The sequence below is a fragment of the Aquincola tertiaricarbonis genome, assembly GCF_023573145.1.
Classification (GTDB): domain Bacteria; phylum Pseudomonadota; class Gammaproteobacteria; order Burkholderiales; family Burkholderiaceae_C; genus Aquincola; species Aquincola tertiaricarbonis_B.
Genome location: NZ_CP097636.1, coordinates 2,122,255 through 2,136,379, shown reverse-complemented (window position 1 = coordinate 2,136,379; position 14,125 = coordinate 2,122,255). Strand labels below are relative to the sequence as shown.

Below are 14,125 nucleotides of genomic sequence, written 5' to 3'. Positions count from 1 at the left end.
GCCCCCGATCCCTGCCGGCGGTAGATGGCGGAGCGAGAGGGTGCCGTGTTGACAAGCAGCCCACGCAGCACCGAGGCGGGCGCCTTCGAACGGCGCCTGCACCGGCGCTATGCGCTGTTCGCGGTGGGTGTGCTGGTGTTCGTGGCCTTGCTGGCCTGGGCCGAGCGCTCGGGCTTCTCGCGCGCCTGGATCGGCACCATGTTCCTGGTGGCCACGGTGGCGGTGTACGCCACCATCGGCCTGTCGTGCCGCACCACCGACGAGGCCGAGTACTACGTGGCCGGCCGGCGTGTGCCGGCCTTCTACAACGGCATGGCCACCGCGGCCGACTGGATGAGCGCCGCCTCCTTCCTGGGCATGGCGGGCGTGCTGTACCTGCAGGGCTTCGGCGGGCTGGCCTACCTGCTGGGCTGGACCGGCGGCTTCTGCCTGGTGGCGCTGCTGCTGGCGCCCTACCTGCGCCGCTTCGGCCAGTTCACCATCCCCGACTTCATCGGCGAGCGCTACGGCGCGTTGCCGCGCTTCATCGCCGTGGTGGCGGTTCTGCTCGTGTCCTTCGTCTACGTGGTGGTGCAGATCTATGGCGTGGGCCTGATCACCTCGCACCTCACCGGCTTCAGCTTCGAGGTGGGCATCTTCGTCGGCCTCGGCGGTGTGCTGGTGTGCTCCTTCCTCGGCGGCATGCGCGCCGTCACCTGGACGCAGGTGGCGCAGTACATCGTGCTGCTGATCGCCTTCCTGCTGCCGCTGACCTGGCTGTCCATCAAGCAGAACGGCAGCTGGCTGCCGCAGCTGACCTATTCGCAGCAACTGCAGCAGGTCACGCGCATGGAGGAACACCTGCGCAACGACGCGGCCGAGCAGCGCGCCCAGGCCGCGCTCGAGCGTCGCGCCATCAGCGCGCAGCAGAAGCTGGCCGACGTGCCGGCGGCGATGAAGGAAGACGCCCGGCGCCAGCTGGAGCGCATCCAGGCCCTGAAGGCCGAGGACGCGCCGCTGCGCCGCATCCAGCAGGCCGAGCGCCAGCTGGCCATGGCCCCGCGCAACGAGACCGATGCCCGCGCCGCCTATGAGCGCGAACGCGACGATTCGGCCCGCCAGGCGCTGCCGCTGGGCGGCATGGCGCCGCAGGCCGAGCCGTATGCCGGCACCGCGTCGTCCACGTCCCCGCCCGCCAGCGCGACGGCCGGGGAGGGCGGCCGCCGCAACTTCATGGCGCTGGTGCTGTGTCTGATGATGGGCACGGCTGCCATGCCGCACATCCTGACGCGCTACTACACCACGCCCACCGTGGCGCAGGCGCGCAACTCGGTGGGCTGGTCGCTCTTCTTCATCGTGCTGCTGTACCTGTCGGCGCCGGCGCTGGCGGTGCTGGTCAAGTACGAGGTGCTCAGCCACCTGATCGGCACGCCGTTCGACGAGCTGCCGGCCTGGATACGGCGCTGGAACAAGCTGGACACCGGCCTGGTGTGGGTGGAGGACATCAACGCCGACGGCCTGCTGCAGCTGGCCGAGCTGCGGCTGTCCAGCGACGTGGTGGTGCTGGCAGCGCCCGAGATCGGCGGGCTGCCCTATGTGGTCACCTGCCTGGTGGCGGCGGGTGGGCTGGCGGCGGCGCTGTCCACCGCCGACGGCCTGCTGCTGACGGTGGCCAATGCGCTGTCGCACGACATCTACTACCGCGCCATCAATCCGGGTGCCTCGGCCATCCGGCGGGTGATGATGTCCAAGATGCTGGTGCTGGTGATCGCGCTGGTGGCCGCCTGGGTGGCGTCGCTGCGCATCGCCAACATCCTGCAGTTCGTGTCGGCGGCCTTTTCGCTGGCGGCCTCGGCCTTTTTTCCGGCGCTGGTGCTGGGCATCTTCTGGCGCGGCGCCACCCGGCGCGGTGCCACGGCCGGCATGGCGGCCGGGCTGGGCGTGTGCGTCTTCTACATGGTCACCAACCTGGGCGCCATGCGTGGCCTGCTGGGCCTGCCGCCACCCACGCCGGAGATGCTCTGGTGGGGCATCGACCCGGTGGCGGCCGGCGTGTTCGGGGTGCCGGTGGGCTTCGTGGTGATGGCCCTGGCCAGCCGCCTGGGCCCGGGACCGGAAGCGGCCCAGATGGCGCTGGTGGAACGCCTGCGTTCCCCTGCGCTGCGCTGAGCTGCTATACTCGCGGGCTTTCCCGGGTGGGGCGATGCGCCTTCCGGGCCTTGCCGCAGGCGTTTTGATGCAGCGCCGCGGCTTCCACATTGGAATCCACAAGGAGAATCCATGCGTCATTACGAGATCGTTCTGCTGATCCATCCGGATCAAAGCGAACAGGTTCCGGCCATGCTGGAGCGCTACAAGACCAGCATCACCAATGCTGGCGGCGCGGTGCACCGCGTCGAGGACTGGGGCCGTCGTCAACTGGCCTACCAGATCCAGAAGCTGAGCAAGGCGCACTACCTCTGCCTCAACATCGAGTGCAGCAAGGAAACGCTGGAAGAGCTGGAAACCGGCTTCCGCTTCAACGACGCCGTGCTGCGTCACCTGACCGTGGCGATGGACAAGGCCGAAACCGCGCCTTCCGTCATCATGAAGCAGGTCGAGCGCGAAGAAGCCCGCAAGCAGCAAGCTCAGGAGAGCGCCGCCTGAGCATGATGTTCGCGGCCTGGCAGCGGCCCGCATGAACCGCCTGGTTCTGCAAGCCCAGCTGCTGGAACGTGCCGCGCTGCGCTACACCCCCGCCGGCCTGCCGGCCCTGGACCTGGTGCTCAAGCACGAGTCCGAGGTCAGCGAAGACGGCCACCCCCGCAAGGTGTCTCTCGAGATGCGTTCGGTGGCGATCGGTGAGGTGACGCAGCCGCTGGGTCGGCTGGAACTGGGTGCCACACGCACCTTCGCCGGCTTCCTGGCAGCAGCACGCAACGGCCGCGGCGTCGTGTTTCACATCACGGCACTCGACTGACGAGCCCCTGTTCAATCCCGGATTCAGATTCAAAAGAGGTCACTATGCCCCCGCCACGTGGTAAAGGCCGTTCGGCCAAGGATCGCAAGCCCAAGCGCAACCAACAGTCGCTGCTGTTCCGCCGCAAGCGGTTCTGCCGCTTCACGGTCGCCGGCGTCGAGCAGATCGATTACAAGGACATCGACACGCTGCGCGACTTCGTCGGTGAAAACGGCAAGATCACGCCCGCCCGCCTGACCGGCACGCGCGCCTTCTTCCAGCGCCAGCTGACGACGTGCATCAAGCGCGCCCGTTTCCTGGCCATGCTGCCGTACAGCGACCAGCACAAGTCCTGAGGAAACCGCCATGCAAATCATCCTGCTGGACAAGGTTGCCAACCTGGGCAACCTCGGTGATGTCGTCAAGGTCAAGGACGGCTACGCCCGCAACTACCTGATCCCGACCAAGCGCGCCCGCCGCGCGACCGAAGTCGCGATCAAGGAATTCGAAGCCCGCCGCGCCGAGCTCGAGAAGGCTGCCGCCGAGAAGCTGGCCGCCGCTCAAGCCCTGGGCGACAAGCTCAACGGCAAGTCGGTCCGCATCACGCAGAAGGCCGGCGTCGACGGCCGCCTGTTCGGTTCGGTCACCAACGCCGACATCGCCGAAGCGCTGAAGAAGGAAGGCTTCGACATCGCCAAGTCGCAAGTGCGCCTGCCCAACGGCCCGCTGAAGACCATCGGCGACTTCACCGTCGCCGTGGCGCCGCACACCGACGTGGTGTCGGAAGTCACCATCGTGGTCGTCGGCGAAACCGACTGATCGCCGCAGCGTTCACCGCTGTCAAAAAGGGCCGGCTATTGCCGGCCCTTTTTTCATGGAGCCCCCAAGCTCGCTGCGCTCGCTACCCCCAGGCCCTTGAAGATGGGCCCTTCTGGCCCTGGGGCCGCACCCGCCCTTGGGGCGGCCCGGCGGGCGGGTGAGGGCTTTCTGGTTATCCGCTGAAGTTCCCCAGGTCATGCACAGGTCTGTCCACAGGCTGCGGTGCCTGGCCGGCTTATGCTCCCCACCATGTCTGCAGTCTTCCAGAGCCCTGTGTTCCCGGGCGCCCCGCGCGACGATGAAGTAGCCCGCCTGCGGGTGCCGCCGCATTCGATCGAGGCCGAGCAAAGTGTGATCGGCGGCCTGTTGCTCGACAACGGCGCGTGGGACCGTGCCGGCGACATCCTGCAGGAAACCGACTTCTACCGCTTCGAGCACAAGGCCATCTATGGCGTGATCGGCCAGCTGATCAACGCCAACAAGCCGGCCGACGTGATCACGGTGTTCGAGCAGCTGCAAAGCCTGGGCAAGGCCGAAGAATGCGGCGGGCTGGTGTACCTGAATGCGCTGGCGCAAAGCGTGCCCAGCGCCGCCAACCTGCGCCGCTATGCCGAGATCGTGCGGGAGCGGGCCATCCTGCGCAAGCTGATCGAGGCCAGCGACGAGATCGCCACCAATGCCTTCAATCCGCAGGGCAGGGCGGTGTCGCAGATCCTGGACGAGGCCGAAGGCAAGATCTTCAAGATCGGCGAAGAGGGCTCACGCACCAAGCAGGGCTTCCAGAGCATGGACCACCTGGTCATGCAGCTGATCGACCGCGTGACCGAGCTGGCCGAAAACGGCGCCGAAGAAGTGACCGGCGTGCGCACCGGCTTCTACGACATGGACCGCATGACCGCGGGCCTGCAGCCGGGCGACCTGATCATCCTGGCGGCCCGCCCCTCGATGGGCAAGACGGCCTTTGCGCTGAACATCGCCGAGCATGTGGCGGTGAACGAAGGCCTGCCGGCGGTGGTGTTCTCGATGGAAATGGGCGCCTCGCAGCTGGCGCTGCGGATGGTGGGCTCGCTGGGCCGCATCGACCAGCAGCACCTGCGTACCGGCGCTCTGCGCGACGACGAATGGGGCCGCCTGACCGAGGCGGTGGACAAGCTGTCCAAGGCCAGCGTGTTCATCGACGAGACGCCGGCGCTCAACCCGGCCGAACTGCGCGCCCGCGCCCGGCGCCAGGCCCGTACCTGCGGCAAGCTGGGCTTGATCGTCATCGACTACCTGCAGCTGATGAGCGGCACCAGCAGCAGCAGCGAAGAAAACCGCGCCACGGTGATCGGCGAGATCTCGCGCGGTTTGAAGGCGCTGGCCAAGGAGCTGCAGTGCCCGGTGATCGCGCTGTCGCAGCTCAACCGCTCGGTGGAAACACGCACCGACAAGCGGCCCATGATGAGCGACCTGCGCGAATCAGGCGCCATCGAGCAGGACGCGGACGTCATCATGTTCATCTACCGCGACGAGTACTACAACAAGGACTCGAAGGAGCCGGGCGTGGCCGAGATCATCATCGGCAAGCAGCGTAACGGCCCGGTGGGCACGGTGAAGCTCACCTTCCTGAAGCCGCTGACCAAGTTCGACAACCTCGCTCCGGGCAGCGCCAGCGACGAGTACTGACCTGCAGCGGCGACCCCGCCTTTGCACAGGCGGCGAGTACTGTATATATTAACAGTATGCGCCCCGATGCCCAACCCGCCGCCACCTTGCTCTATTCGCCCCGTTCGCCCGTCAAGGGCCGGGGCACGGTGTGGGCCATCGAGCACCGCTTCACCTCCGACGCGCGAGAAGCCTTCGACGATGGCTGGGGTGCGCTGGAGCAGGCCGCACAAGAAGAGCACGTGGCCCCTGGCACCGAGCTGGTGGAAGAAAACGTCAAGTCCATCCTGTCGGGCAACGACTCGCCCGACATCTCCTTCGACCTGTCGATCAACCCCTACCGGGGCTGCGAGCACGGCTGCATCTACTGCTTCGCGCGGCCCACGCACAGCTACCTCAACCTGTCGCCGGGGCTGGATTTCGAGACCCGCATCATCGCCAAGGTGAACGCGGCCGAGCGGCTGCGGCAGGCGCTGTCCCGGCCCGGCTACCAGCCCCTGCCGCTGAACATCGGCTCGGCCACCGACGCCTACCAGCCGGTGGAGCGGCGGCTGCGCATCACCCGCTCGGTGATCGAGGTGCTGGCCGAGGCACAGCATCCGTTCTCGGTCATCACCAAGTCGGCCGGCATCGAGCGCGACATCGACCTCATCGCGCCGATGGCCGCCCGCCGCATGGCCTCGGCCTACGTCTCCATCACCACGCTCGACCCCCAGCTGGCCCGCATCCTGGAGCCGCGGGCGGCTTCGCCCCAGCGCCGGCTGCAGACGGTCAAGGCCTTGTCGGCGGCCGGCATCCGCGTGGGCGTCAGCGTATCGCCGGTCATTCCCTTCATCAACGAGCCCGAGGTCGAGCAGATCATGGCGGCGGCGGCCGAGGCAGGCGCCAGCACCGCCTTCAGCATCGTGCTGCGTCTGCCCTGGGAGGTGAATCCGCTCTTCCAGCAGTGGCTGCAGCAGCACTTCCCTGACCGGGCCGATCGCGTGATGGCCCGCATCCGCGAGATGCGCGGCGGCAAGGACAACGACGCCCACTTCGGCAGCCGCATGCGCGGGAAAGGCGTGTGGGCCGAGCTGCTGCACCAGCGGGTGAAGAAAGCGGCCGCGCGCCTGGGCCTGGACCGTGAGCGCATCCCGCTCGACTTCAGCCAGTTCCGCCGGCCGCAGACGGCGGCGCAGCAGGCGCAGGGCAGCCTGTTCTAGAAGCGGGCTCGTCCCAGCTCAAAGGTCCTCGTCGTCGGTGAGCATGTCGCCCACACGGTAGGCCTCCGCAAAGGCCTCCAGGCCATGGCTGCCGCCGTTGACGGCGCGGCGCGCCGCCCGCAGGTCGCCTTCCATCAACGACGACTTGATCTGCAGCTCACGGTCCTTCAAGAAGGCCGCCAGCACCGCGGCGGCCACGTCGGGCGTGTTGGCCAGTTCGGGCTGCTCCACCAGCGGTTGCTGCAGGCGTTCGGCATACACGGTGTAGTTGTGGCGGCCCGTCAGCTGCACGAAGCCGCGGCCCTTGTAGCGGGCGCCGTCCGGCTCACCATGGTTGCCCAGGTCGGCGCGGCGGTCGTACAGGTCGAAGGGGTGGCCGCGTGGCGAGGTGTTGAAGCGCGACGGGCCTTCGTCGATGGGCAGGAAGCCCGCGGTCTCGGCCCGAATGGTGGCCAGCGCGGCCAGCAGCATCACGCGGTCGGCCAGGCCGGCGGCCTTCATGGCATGGAGCACCGGCGGCAGGTGCTCGCGGATGGGCGCCAGCGGCGTCTGCGGGAACATCTGCGCCACCACCTGCACCGAGAAGCGGTCGACCGCCGAGGGCAGCTTGTCGCTGCGGGCCAAACCCAGCGCCCGCAAGGTGCGGGGGCCGGCGATGCCGTCGTGCAGCAGGCCGGCGCTGTGCTGGAAGGCCATCACCGCGGCTTCGGTGCCGGCGCCGAAGTCACCGTCGGCCTTGCCGGGATTGAAGCCCGCTGCCAGCAGCGCCTGCTGCAGCTTGCGGACCGCCGGTCCGCTGTCACCGATCTGGAGCATCGCCATGCATGACCCCTGCGCGCCGGATGCAGCTCGGCGCTGCACCGGCTTATAGCAGTGGCATGCCCGCCCCGGGCGGGCGGCATCCCCAGATCGTCGGCCTTACTTGAACAGGTCCTTGACCCGGTCGGTCCAGCTCTTGGCGTTGGGCGAGTGCTTGTCGCCGCCCTTCTTGAAGGACTCGTCCAGCTCCTTGAGCAGCTTGCGCTGGTGCTCGGTGAGCTTGACCGGCGTTTCCACCGCGATGTGGCAGTACAGGTCGCCCGGGTAGCTGCTGCGGATGCCCTTGATGCCCTTGCCGCGCAGGCGGAAGGTCTTGCCGTGCTGCGTGCCTTCGGGCAGCTCGATCTCGGCCTTGCCGCCCAGCGTGGGCACCTCGATGCTGCCGCCCAGCGCCGCAGTGGCCAGGCCGATGGGCACGGAGCAGTGCAGGTCGTCGCCGTCGCGCTCGAAGATCTCGTGCTGCTTGATCCGGATCTCGATGTACAGGTCGCCGGGCGGGCCGCCGTTGGTGCCGGGCTCGCCGTTGCCGGCCGAGCGGATGCGCATGCCTTCGTTGATGCCGGCAGGGATCTTCACCTCCAGCGTCTTCTGGCGCTTGATCTTGCCGGCGCCGTTGCAGGTGGTGCAGGGCTCGGGGATGATCTTGCCGCTGCCGTGGCAGTGCGGGCAGGTCTGCTGGATGCTGAAGAAGCCCTGGCGCAGGTGCACCGTGCCGCTGCCGTTGCAGCTGGTGCAGGTCTTGGGGCTGGTGCCGGGCTTGGCGCCCGAGCCCTTGCAGGTCTCGCAGGTGTCCCAGGTGGGAATGCGGATCTGCGTTTCCTTGCCGTTGGCCGCTTCTTCCAGCGTGATTTCCATCGCGTACGACAGGTCGCTGCCGCGATAGACCTGCTGGCCGCCGCCCCGACGCTGGCCGCCGCCACCCTGGGCGCCGAAGAGGTCGCCGAAGATGTCGCCGAAGGCTTCGGCGAAGCCGCCGAAACCTTCCTGGCCCGGGCCGCCGCGGCCCATGCCCATGTTCGGATCGACGCCCGCATGGCCGTACTGGTCGTAGGCCGCGCGCTTCTGCGCGTCGGAGAGCATCTCGTAGGCCTCCTTGGCCTCCTTGAACTTCTCCTCGGCCTTCTTAGCGTCCTCCCCCTGGTTGCGGTCGGGGTGGTACTTCATGGCCAGCTTGCGGTAGGCCTTCTTGATGACGTCGTCATCGGCGTTCTTGGGAACACCGAGCACGTCGTAGTAGTCGCGCTTAGTTGCCATTGAGGGTTGCCATCAAAAAACGGGCTCAATCAAGCGAGTAAGCCGCGCCGGGGCGGGGAGGCATGTTTCACGCCAACCCCGCGCCCGGACGCGGCGCAGTCAAGGAACGTCGGGGGCGGACCGGGCAGGGCCGCCGCCGTCGTTCAGCACGTCACTTCTTCACTTCCTTGAAGTCGGCGTCGACCACGTTGTCGTCGTCGGCACGTGCTTCGCTCTTGGGGGCCGCGCCCTCGGTGGCACCCGCTGCACCGGCCGCGCCGGCGGCAGCCGCCTGCGCATCGCCGTACATCTTCTCGCCCAGCTTCTGGCTGGCGGTCATCAGGGCTTCGGTCTTGGCGTCGATGTCGGCCTTGTCCTCACCCTTGAGCGACTCTTCCAGGTCCTTCAGCGCGGCCTCGATCTTTTCCTTCTCGGGCGCATCCAGCTTGTCGCCATGCTCGGACACGCTCTTCTTGACCGAGTGCACCAGCGCCTCGCCCTGGTTGCGGGCCTGCACCAGCTCCAGCTTCTTGGCGTCCTCGGCGGCGTTCAGCTCGGCGTCCTTCACCATCTTCTCGATCTCGGCCTCGGACAGGCCCGAGTTCGCCTTGATGGTGATCTTGTTTTCCTTGCCGGTGCCCTTGTCCTTGGCGCTCACGTGCAGGATGCCGTTGGCGTCGATGTCGAAGGTGACTTCCACCTGGGGCACGCCGCGCGGGGCCGGCGGAATGCCTTCCAGGTTGAATTCGCCCAGGCTCTTGTTGCCCGAGGCCATCTCGCGCTCGCCCTGGAACACCTTGATGGTCACCGCCGGCTGGTTGTCGTCGGCGGTGGAGAACACCTGGCTGAACTTGGTCGGGATCGTGGTGTTCTTCTTGATCATCTTGGTCATCACGCCGCCCAGGGTTTCGATGCCCAGGCTCAGCGGGGTGACGTCCAGCAGCAGCACGTCCTTGCGCTCACCGCCCAGCACCTGGCCTTGCACGGCGGCGCCCACGGCGACGGCTTCGTCGGGGTTGACGTCCTTGCGCGGCTCCTTGCCGAAGAACTCCTTGACCTTCTCCTGCACCTTGGGCATGCGGGTCATGCCGCCGACCAGGATCACGTCGTCGATGTCGCCGACCTTCACGCCGGCATCCTTGATGGCGATGCGGCAGGGCTCGATCGTGCGCTCGATCAGCTCGTCGACCAGGCTTTCCAGCTTGGCGCGGGTGAGCTTGATGTTCAGGTGCTTCGGACCCGAGGCATCGGCCGTGATGTAGGGCAGGTTGATGTCGGTCTGCGACGAGTTCGACAGCTCGATCTTGGCCTTCTCGGCGGCTTCCTTCAGGCGCTGCAGGGCCAGCACGTCCTTGGTCAGGTCGACGCCTTGTTCTTTCTTGAACTCGGCAATGATGTAGTCGATGATGCGCTGGTCGAAGTCTTCACCGCCCAGGAAGGTGTCGCCGTTGGTGGACAGCACTTCGAACTGCTTCTCGCCATCGACGTCGGCGATCTCGATCACCGAGATGTCGAAGGTGCCGCCGCCCAGGTCGTACACCGCGATCTTGCGGTCGCCCTTGCCGTGCTTGTCCAGGCCGAAGGCCAGGGCCGCGGCGGTGGGCTCGTTGATGATTCGCTTGACATCCAGGCCCGCGATGCGGCCGGCGTCCTTGGTGGCCTGGCGCTGCGCGTCGTTGAAGTACGCAGGCACCGTGATCACGGCCTCGGTCACTTCCTCGCCCAGGTAGTCCTCGGCGGTCTTCTTCATCTTGCGCAGCACTTCGGCGCTGACCTGCGGCGGCGCCAGCTTCTTGCCGCGCACTTCCACCCAGGCGTCGCCGTTGTCGGCGGCGGCGATGGTGTAAGGCATCAGGTCGATGTCCTTCTGCACTTCCTTCTCGGTGAACTTGCGACCGATCAGGCGCTTGACCGCGTACAGCGTGTTGCGCGGGTTGGTGACGGCCTGGCGCTTGGCGGCGGCGCCGACCAGGATCTCACCGTCTTCCTGGTACGCGATGATCGACGGCGTGGTGCGTGCACCTTCGCTGTTCTCGATCACGCGAGTGGTGTTGCCTTCCATGACCGCGACGCACGAGTTGGTGGTGCCGAGGTCGATGCCAATGATCTTGCCCATGTTCTGTTCTCCTGAATCTCAAAAAATCTGCTTGGGTCCGAGTTGTGGATAACCCGGCTGTTTTTCAAGGGCTTTATTTCGGCGCCGACACCGTCACCAGCGCCGGGCGCAGCACGCGCTCGGCGATGAGATAACCCTTTTGCAGCACGGCGACCACCGTGTTGGCTTCCTGGTCCGCCGGCACCACGCTGATGGCCTGGTGCTGGTGGGGGTCGAACTTGGTGCCGGCCGGCGGCGTGATCTCGACCACCTTGTTGCGCTCCAGCGCCTGCGTCAGCTGGCGCAGCGTGGCGTGCACGCCTTCCAGCATTTGCTGGGTGGTGGCGTTCTGGATGGCGATGGCCGCTTCCAGGCTGTCCTTGACCGGCAGCAGCGACTCGGCAAAACCTTCCACCGCGAACTTGCGGGCCTTGGCCACTTCTTCCTCGGCGCGGCGGCGGGTGTTCTCCGCCTCGGCCTTGGAGCGCAGGTAGGCGTCGGCCACCTCCGCATGCTTGGCTTCCAGCTCGGCCAGGCGGGCCTCGGCCGAGGGCGCAGCCGCTTCCGGCGCAGGCGCAGGTGCCGGGGCAGCCGCCTCCGGGGCGGCGGTGGTGCCGGGTGCGGTGGCGTCGGCCGGCTGGCCGGCGGCGTTGAAACCGGGTTGGGAAGGGTCGTTCGACGTCATCGTTGTTTCAAGCAAAGAGGGAGCTGCGAGGGACTTGGGGAGCGATTGCCCGGTTTCAAGAGGGCCTGCACGCAGCAAGGTTGATGAAAATCGGTCAGGAATCTTCGTCGCCGACCGCATCGTCCACCGACGCGCTCCAGCGCTGCCAATCGGTCAGGGTGCGGCGGTCGCGCTTGGTGGGGCGGCCCTGCTCGATGCTGGCGGCCGGCTCCACGCCCTGGCGCCGCTGCTGGGCCATCAGTTCGCGGCGCGCGATGCTTTCGGGCGTTTCTTCGTACAGCGCCTGGGCCACCGGCGCCGGACCGCGCACGTGGCTCAGGCCCAGCACCCGCACGGTGCGCTGCACCGGACCCTGGCGGAACTGCACCTGGTCGCCCACGCGCAGCTCGCGCGAGGCCTTGGCCACCTGCTCGTTCACGCTCACCCGGCCCTTGCCGATCTCGTCGGCCGCCAGGGAGCGGGTCTTGAAAAAGCGCGCGGCCCACAGCCATTTGTCCAGGCGGGGGCCGTCGCGCTCGCTGTCGTCGTTTTTGGGTTTGCTCGTCATGGGCGGCCGGCATTGTCCGCGAGCGGCAGCCGCACCACCGCGTCCAGCCCCTGCACCCCTTGTGGGCCGGGCCGGTTGTCCAGCGCGATGCGGCCGCCCAGCGGCTCGACGATTTCGCGGCAAATGGCGAGCCCGAGGCCCGAGCCGCTGCCTGGCTCGCCGGCGCTGAAGGGCTGGAACAGCCGGCGGCGCAGCGGCTCGCCGATGCCCGGTCCTTCGTCGCTCACCGTCAGCACGGCCTCGCCGCCGTCCACTGCCAGCCGCACCTGCAGCGCGCTGCCCGGCGGGCCGTGCTTGATGGCGTTGTGCAGCAGGTTGCGGGTGAGTTCACGCAGCGCCCAGGGATGGGCGCAGACCCGGGCCGGCACCGTGTCCAGCGAAAAATCGAGCCCGCGGTCGGCCGACAGCGGCGCGATGTCCAGCGCCACCTGGCGCACGATGGGCGCCCAGTCTTCAGCGGCCGGTGCGCCCTGCTGGCGCAGCTGCTCCAGCTTGGCCAGGGCCAGCATCTGGTTGGCCAGGTCGGTGGCGCCCTCCACGGTGGTGGCGATCTCCTGCAGCGCCTGCGCCGGCGGCACGTCGCCGCGCTGGGCCGACTGCACCTGCGCCTTCAGCACCGCCAGCGGCGTGCGCAGCTGGTGCGAGGCATCGCGCACGAAGCGTTTCTGGTGGTCCAGCAGGTGCTGCAGGCGCTGCATCACCTCGTTGGTGGCTTCCATCAGCGGCCGCAGCTCCTGCGGCGCGCCCTGCGCCTCCACCGGCGTCAGGTCGCCTTCGCGGCGCTGGCGCAGCAGCGCGCTCAGCTCGCGCACCGGGCGGGTGGCGCTTTGCACCACCAGCACCACCACCAGCGCCAGCACCGCCAGCAGCGCCGCCTGGCGCCACACCGTGTCCACCAGGATCTGGCGCGCCAGCGTCTGGCGCAGCTCCAGCGTCTCGGCCACCAGGATGGTGGCCGTGCCCATGCCCGCCGCGCTGGCCACCGGCTGCAGCAGCACCGCCACCCGCACCGGCTGGTCCAGGTAGAAGTCGTCGTAGAAGTCCACCAGGGCCGCGTAGGGCCCCTTGGGCGGCAGCTGGCCGCGCCAGTCGGGCAGGTCGGCGTAGCCGGCCACCAGCTCGCCGTCGAAGCCCAGCACCTTGTAGAAGATGCGGCTGCGGTTGTCGGACTCGAAGGCTTCCAGCGCGGAGTAGGGCACCGAGGTGGTGACGCGCTGGCGGCCGGCCACGCGTTCCACCGCCAGCAGCTCGCCCAGGGACTTGGCCGAGGCCAGCAGCGTGCGGTCGTAGGCGGTGTTGGCCGAGCGCAAGGCTTGTCTATACAAGCTGGCGGTGTTCAGCGCCACCACCGCCAGCATGGGCAGCAGCAGGCCCCACAGCAGCCGGCTGCGCACCGACAGCCGCGCCAGCCGCCGGCGCAGCCGCATCAGGAGGGGCGGCTTCATCCCTTGAGCAGGTAGCCCAGGCCGCGCAGCGTGACCAGCTGGGCGCCGGTGCCGGCCAGGCGCTTGCGCAGCCGGTACACCACCACCTCGATGGCCTCGGCCTGCGCGCTGGCATCGCCCGGGAACACCAGCTCGAACAGCCGCTCGCGGGCCACCGCCTGGCCGGGTTGGGCCAGCAGGCCGCGCAGCAGCGCCGCCTCGCGCGGCGACAGGTCCATCGGCTGGCCCAGGTGGTAGATGGCGCCGCTGGCCGCGTCCACCCGCAGGCCGCAGAACTCGGGTGCCGGCGCCATGGCCTTGCCGGCACGGCGGGCCAGGGCTTGCACCCGGGCTTCCAGCTCGTCCAGGTCGAAGGGCTTGGCCAGGTAGTCGTCGGCACCGGTGTTCAGGCCCAGCACCCGGTCGCCCACGGTGCTGCGGGCGGTGAGGATGAGCACCGGCGTGGTGTAGCCGCGCTGGCGGGCCTGGGCCAGCACGTCCAGCCCGTCCACGTCGGGCAGGCTCAGGTCCAGCAGCACCACGTCGGGCACGCTGGCAGCCCAGCGGTCGAGGGCGCGGCCCCCTTCGCCGCACACCACCACCTGGAAGCCGCGGCGCTGGAACGAGCGCTGCAGCGTGGTCTGCATGGTGGGGTTGTCTTCGATGAGCAGCAGCTTCATGCATGCGCAGCCGGGCCGGGGGGCCTAGCGCTTTCCCTAGGTGGTTGGACAGCCGTTTGA

Annotated in this window: 14 protein-coding genes; 7 read left to right on the top strand and 7 right to left on the bottom strand. The window is 68.3% G+C overall.

Annotated features, from left to right (window positions below):
• Positions 1-24: 24 nt before the first annotated feature.
• The 7 genes from MW290_RS24120 to MW290_RS24090 all read left to right on the top strand — a co-directional run bounded on the left by MW290_RS24120 (position 25) and on the right by MW290_RS24090 (position 6,582).
• Positions 25-2,148, top strand: coding sequence for a cation acetate symporter (locus tag MW290_RS24120; RefSeq protein ID WP_250196890.1), 2,124 nt, complete (start codon positions 25-27; stop codon positions 2,146-2,148).
• 111 nt (positions 2,149-2,259) lie between these two features.
• Positions 2,260-2,625, top strand: a complete 366-nt coding sequence (rpsF, locus tag MW290_RS24115) for a 30S ribosomal protein S6 (protein ID WP_250196889.1) — start codon at positions 2,260-2,262, stop codon at positions 2,623-2,625.
• A gap of 31 nt (positions 2,626-2,656) precedes the next feature.
• Entirely contained in the window at positions 2,657-2,938 is a 282-nt protein-coding gene (priB, locus tag MW290_RS24110; protein WP_250196888.1) for a primosomal replication protein N, read from the top strand.
• Between the two features lie 44 nt (positions 2,939-2,982).
• Positions 2,983-3,273: a 30S ribosomal protein S18 gene (rpsR, locus tag MW290_RS24105; protein WP_250196887.1), complete on the top strand. Its 291-nt coding sequence runs from the start codon at positions 2,983-2,985 to the stop codon at positions 3,271-3,273.
• Positions 3,274-3,283: 10 nt separating this feature from the next.
• Positions 3,284-3,736 carry a 50S ribosomal protein L9 gene (gene rplI, locus MW290_RS24100; protein WP_250196886.1) on the top strand — a complete coding sequence of 151 codons (453 nt, stop codon included), beginning with the start codon at positions 3,284-3,286 and terminating at the stop codon, positions 3,734-3,736.
• 249 nt (positions 3,737-3,985) lie between these two features.
• Positions 3,986-5,401 carry a replicative DNA helicase gene (dnaB, locus tag MW290_RS24095; RefSeq protein WP_250196885.1) on the top strand — a complete coding sequence of 472 codons (1,416 nt, stop codon included), beginning with the start codon at positions 3,986-3,988 and terminating at the stop codon, positions 5,399-5,401.
• Between the two features lie 56 nt (positions 5,402-5,457).
• The gene (locus tag MW290_RS24090) at positions 5,458-6,582 is read left to right on the top strand and encodes a PA0069 family radical SAM protein (protein ID WP_250196884.1); all 1,125 of its coding nucleotides are present in this window, start codon (positions 5,458-5,460) and stop codon (positions 6,580-6,582) included.
• An 18-nt stretch (positions 6,583-6,600) separates the two neighbouring features.
• On the opposite strand, the gene MW290_RS24085 is transcribed toward MW290_RS24090, so the two are convergent.
• The 7 genes from MW290_RS24085 to MW290_RS24055 form a co-directional block, all read right to left on the bottom strand.
• Positions 6,601-7,404, bottom strand: coding sequence for a peptidoglycan-binding protein (locus MW290_RS24085; protein ID WP_250196883.1), 804 nt, complete (start codon positions 7,402-7,404; stop codon positions 6,601-6,603).
• Positions 7,405-7,500: 96 nt separating this feature from the next.
• On the bottom strand, positions 7,501-8,655 hold the full coding sequence (gene dnaJ, locus MW290_RS24080) for a molecular chaperone DnaJ (RefSeq protein WP_250196882.1): 1,155 nt from the start codon (positions 8,653-8,655) through the stop codon (positions 7,501-7,503).
• Positions 8,656-8,806: 151 nt separating this feature from the next.
• A complete protein-coding gene (dnaK, locus tag MW290_RS24075; protein WP_250196881.1) occupies positions 8,807-10,750 on the bottom strand; it encodes a molecular chaperone DnaK in 1,944 nt (647 codons plus the stop codon).
• Positions 10,751-10,823: 73 nt separating this feature from the next.
• Positions 10,824-11,414, bottom strand: a complete 591-nt coding sequence (gene grpE, locus MW290_RS24070; protein ID WP_250196880.1) for a nucleotide exchange factor GrpE — start codon at positions 11,412-11,414, stop codon at positions 10,824-10,826.
• A gap of 94 nt (positions 11,415-11,508) precedes the next feature.
• Positions 11,509-11,961, bottom strand: coding sequence for an Hsp15 family ribosome-associated heat shock protein (locus MW290_RS24065; protein WP_250196879.1), 453 nt, complete (start codon positions 11,959-11,961; stop codon positions 11,509-11,511).
• The gene (locus MW290_RS24060; RefSeq protein WP_250196878.1) at positions 11,958-13,406 is read right to left on the bottom strand and encodes a sensor histidine kinase; all 1,449 of its coding nucleotides are present in this window, start codon (positions 13,404-13,406) and stop codon (positions 11,958-11,960) included. The genes MW290_RS24065 and MW290_RS24060 overlap by 4 nt, the downstream gene beginning before the upstream one ends.
• Positions 13,403-14,065, bottom strand: coding sequence for a response regulator transcription factor (locus MW290_RS24055; protein WP_250196877.1), 663 nt, complete (start codon positions 14,063-14,065; stop codon positions 13,403-13,405). Before MW290_RS24055 ends, MW290_RS24060 begins: the two co-directional genes overlap by 4 nt.
• Positions 14,066-14,125: the final 60 nt, after the last annotated feature.

What these genes read in the sequence shown, in the direction of transcription:
- MW290_RS24120 (WP_250196890.1), top strand. Translation starts at nt 25, where the DNA reads ATGGCGGAGCGAGAGGGTGCCGTGTTGACAAGCAGCCCACGCAGCACC.
- rpsF (WP_250196889.1), top strand. Translation starts at nt 2,260, where the DNA reads ATGCGTCATTACGAGATCGTTCTGCTGATCCATCCGGATCAAAGCGAA.
- priB (WP_250196888.1), top strand. Translation starts at nt 2,657, where the DNA reads ATGAACCGCCTGGTTCTGCAAGCCCAGCTGCTGGAACGTGCCGCGCTG.
- rpsR (WP_250196887.1), top strand. Translation starts at nt 2,983, where the DNA reads ATGCCCCCGCCACGTGGTAAAGGCCGTTCGGCCAAGGATCGCAAGCCC.
- rplI (WP_250196886.1), top strand. Translation starts at nt 3,284, where the DNA reads ATGCAAATCATCCTGCTGGACAAGGTTGCCAACCTGGGCAACCTCGGT.
- dnaB (WP_250196885.1), top strand. Translation starts at nt 3,986, where the DNA reads ATGTCTGCAGTCTTCCAGAGCCCTGTGTTCCCGGGCGCCCCGCGCGAC.
- MW290_RS24090 (WP_250196884.1), top strand. Translation starts at nt 5,458, where the DNA reads ATGCGCCCCGATGCCCAACCCGCCGCCACCTTGCTCTATTCGCCCCGT.
- MW290_RS24085 (WP_250196883.1), bottom strand. Translation starts at nt 7,404, where the DNA reads ATGGCGATGCTCCAGATCGGTGACAGCGGACCGGCGGTCCGCAAGCTG.
- dnaJ (WP_250196882.1), bottom strand. Translation starts at nt 8,655, where the DNA reads ATGGCAACTAAGCGCGACTACTACGACGTGCTCGGTGTTCCCAAGAAC.
- dnaK (WP_250196881.1), bottom strand. Translation starts at nt 10,750, where the DNA reads ATGGGCAAGATCATTGGCATCGACCTCGGCACCACCAACTCGTGCGTC.
- grpE (WP_250196880.1), bottom strand. Translation starts at nt 11,414, where the DNA reads ATGACGTCGAACGACCCTTCCCAACCCGGTTTCAACGCCGCCGGCCAG.
- MW290_RS24065 (WP_250196879.1), bottom strand. Translation starts at nt 11,961, where the DNA reads ATGACGAGCAAACCCAAAAACGACGACAGCGAGCGCGACGGCCCCCGC.
- MW290_RS24060 (WP_250196878.1), bottom strand. Translation starts at nt 13,406, where the DNA reads ATGAAGCCGCCCCTCCTGATGCGGCTGCGCCGGCGGCTGGCGCGGCTG.
- MW290_RS24055 (WP_250196877.1), bottom strand. Translation starts at nt 14,065, where the DNA reads ATGAAGCTGCTGCTCATCGAAGACAACCCCACCATGCAGACCACGCTG.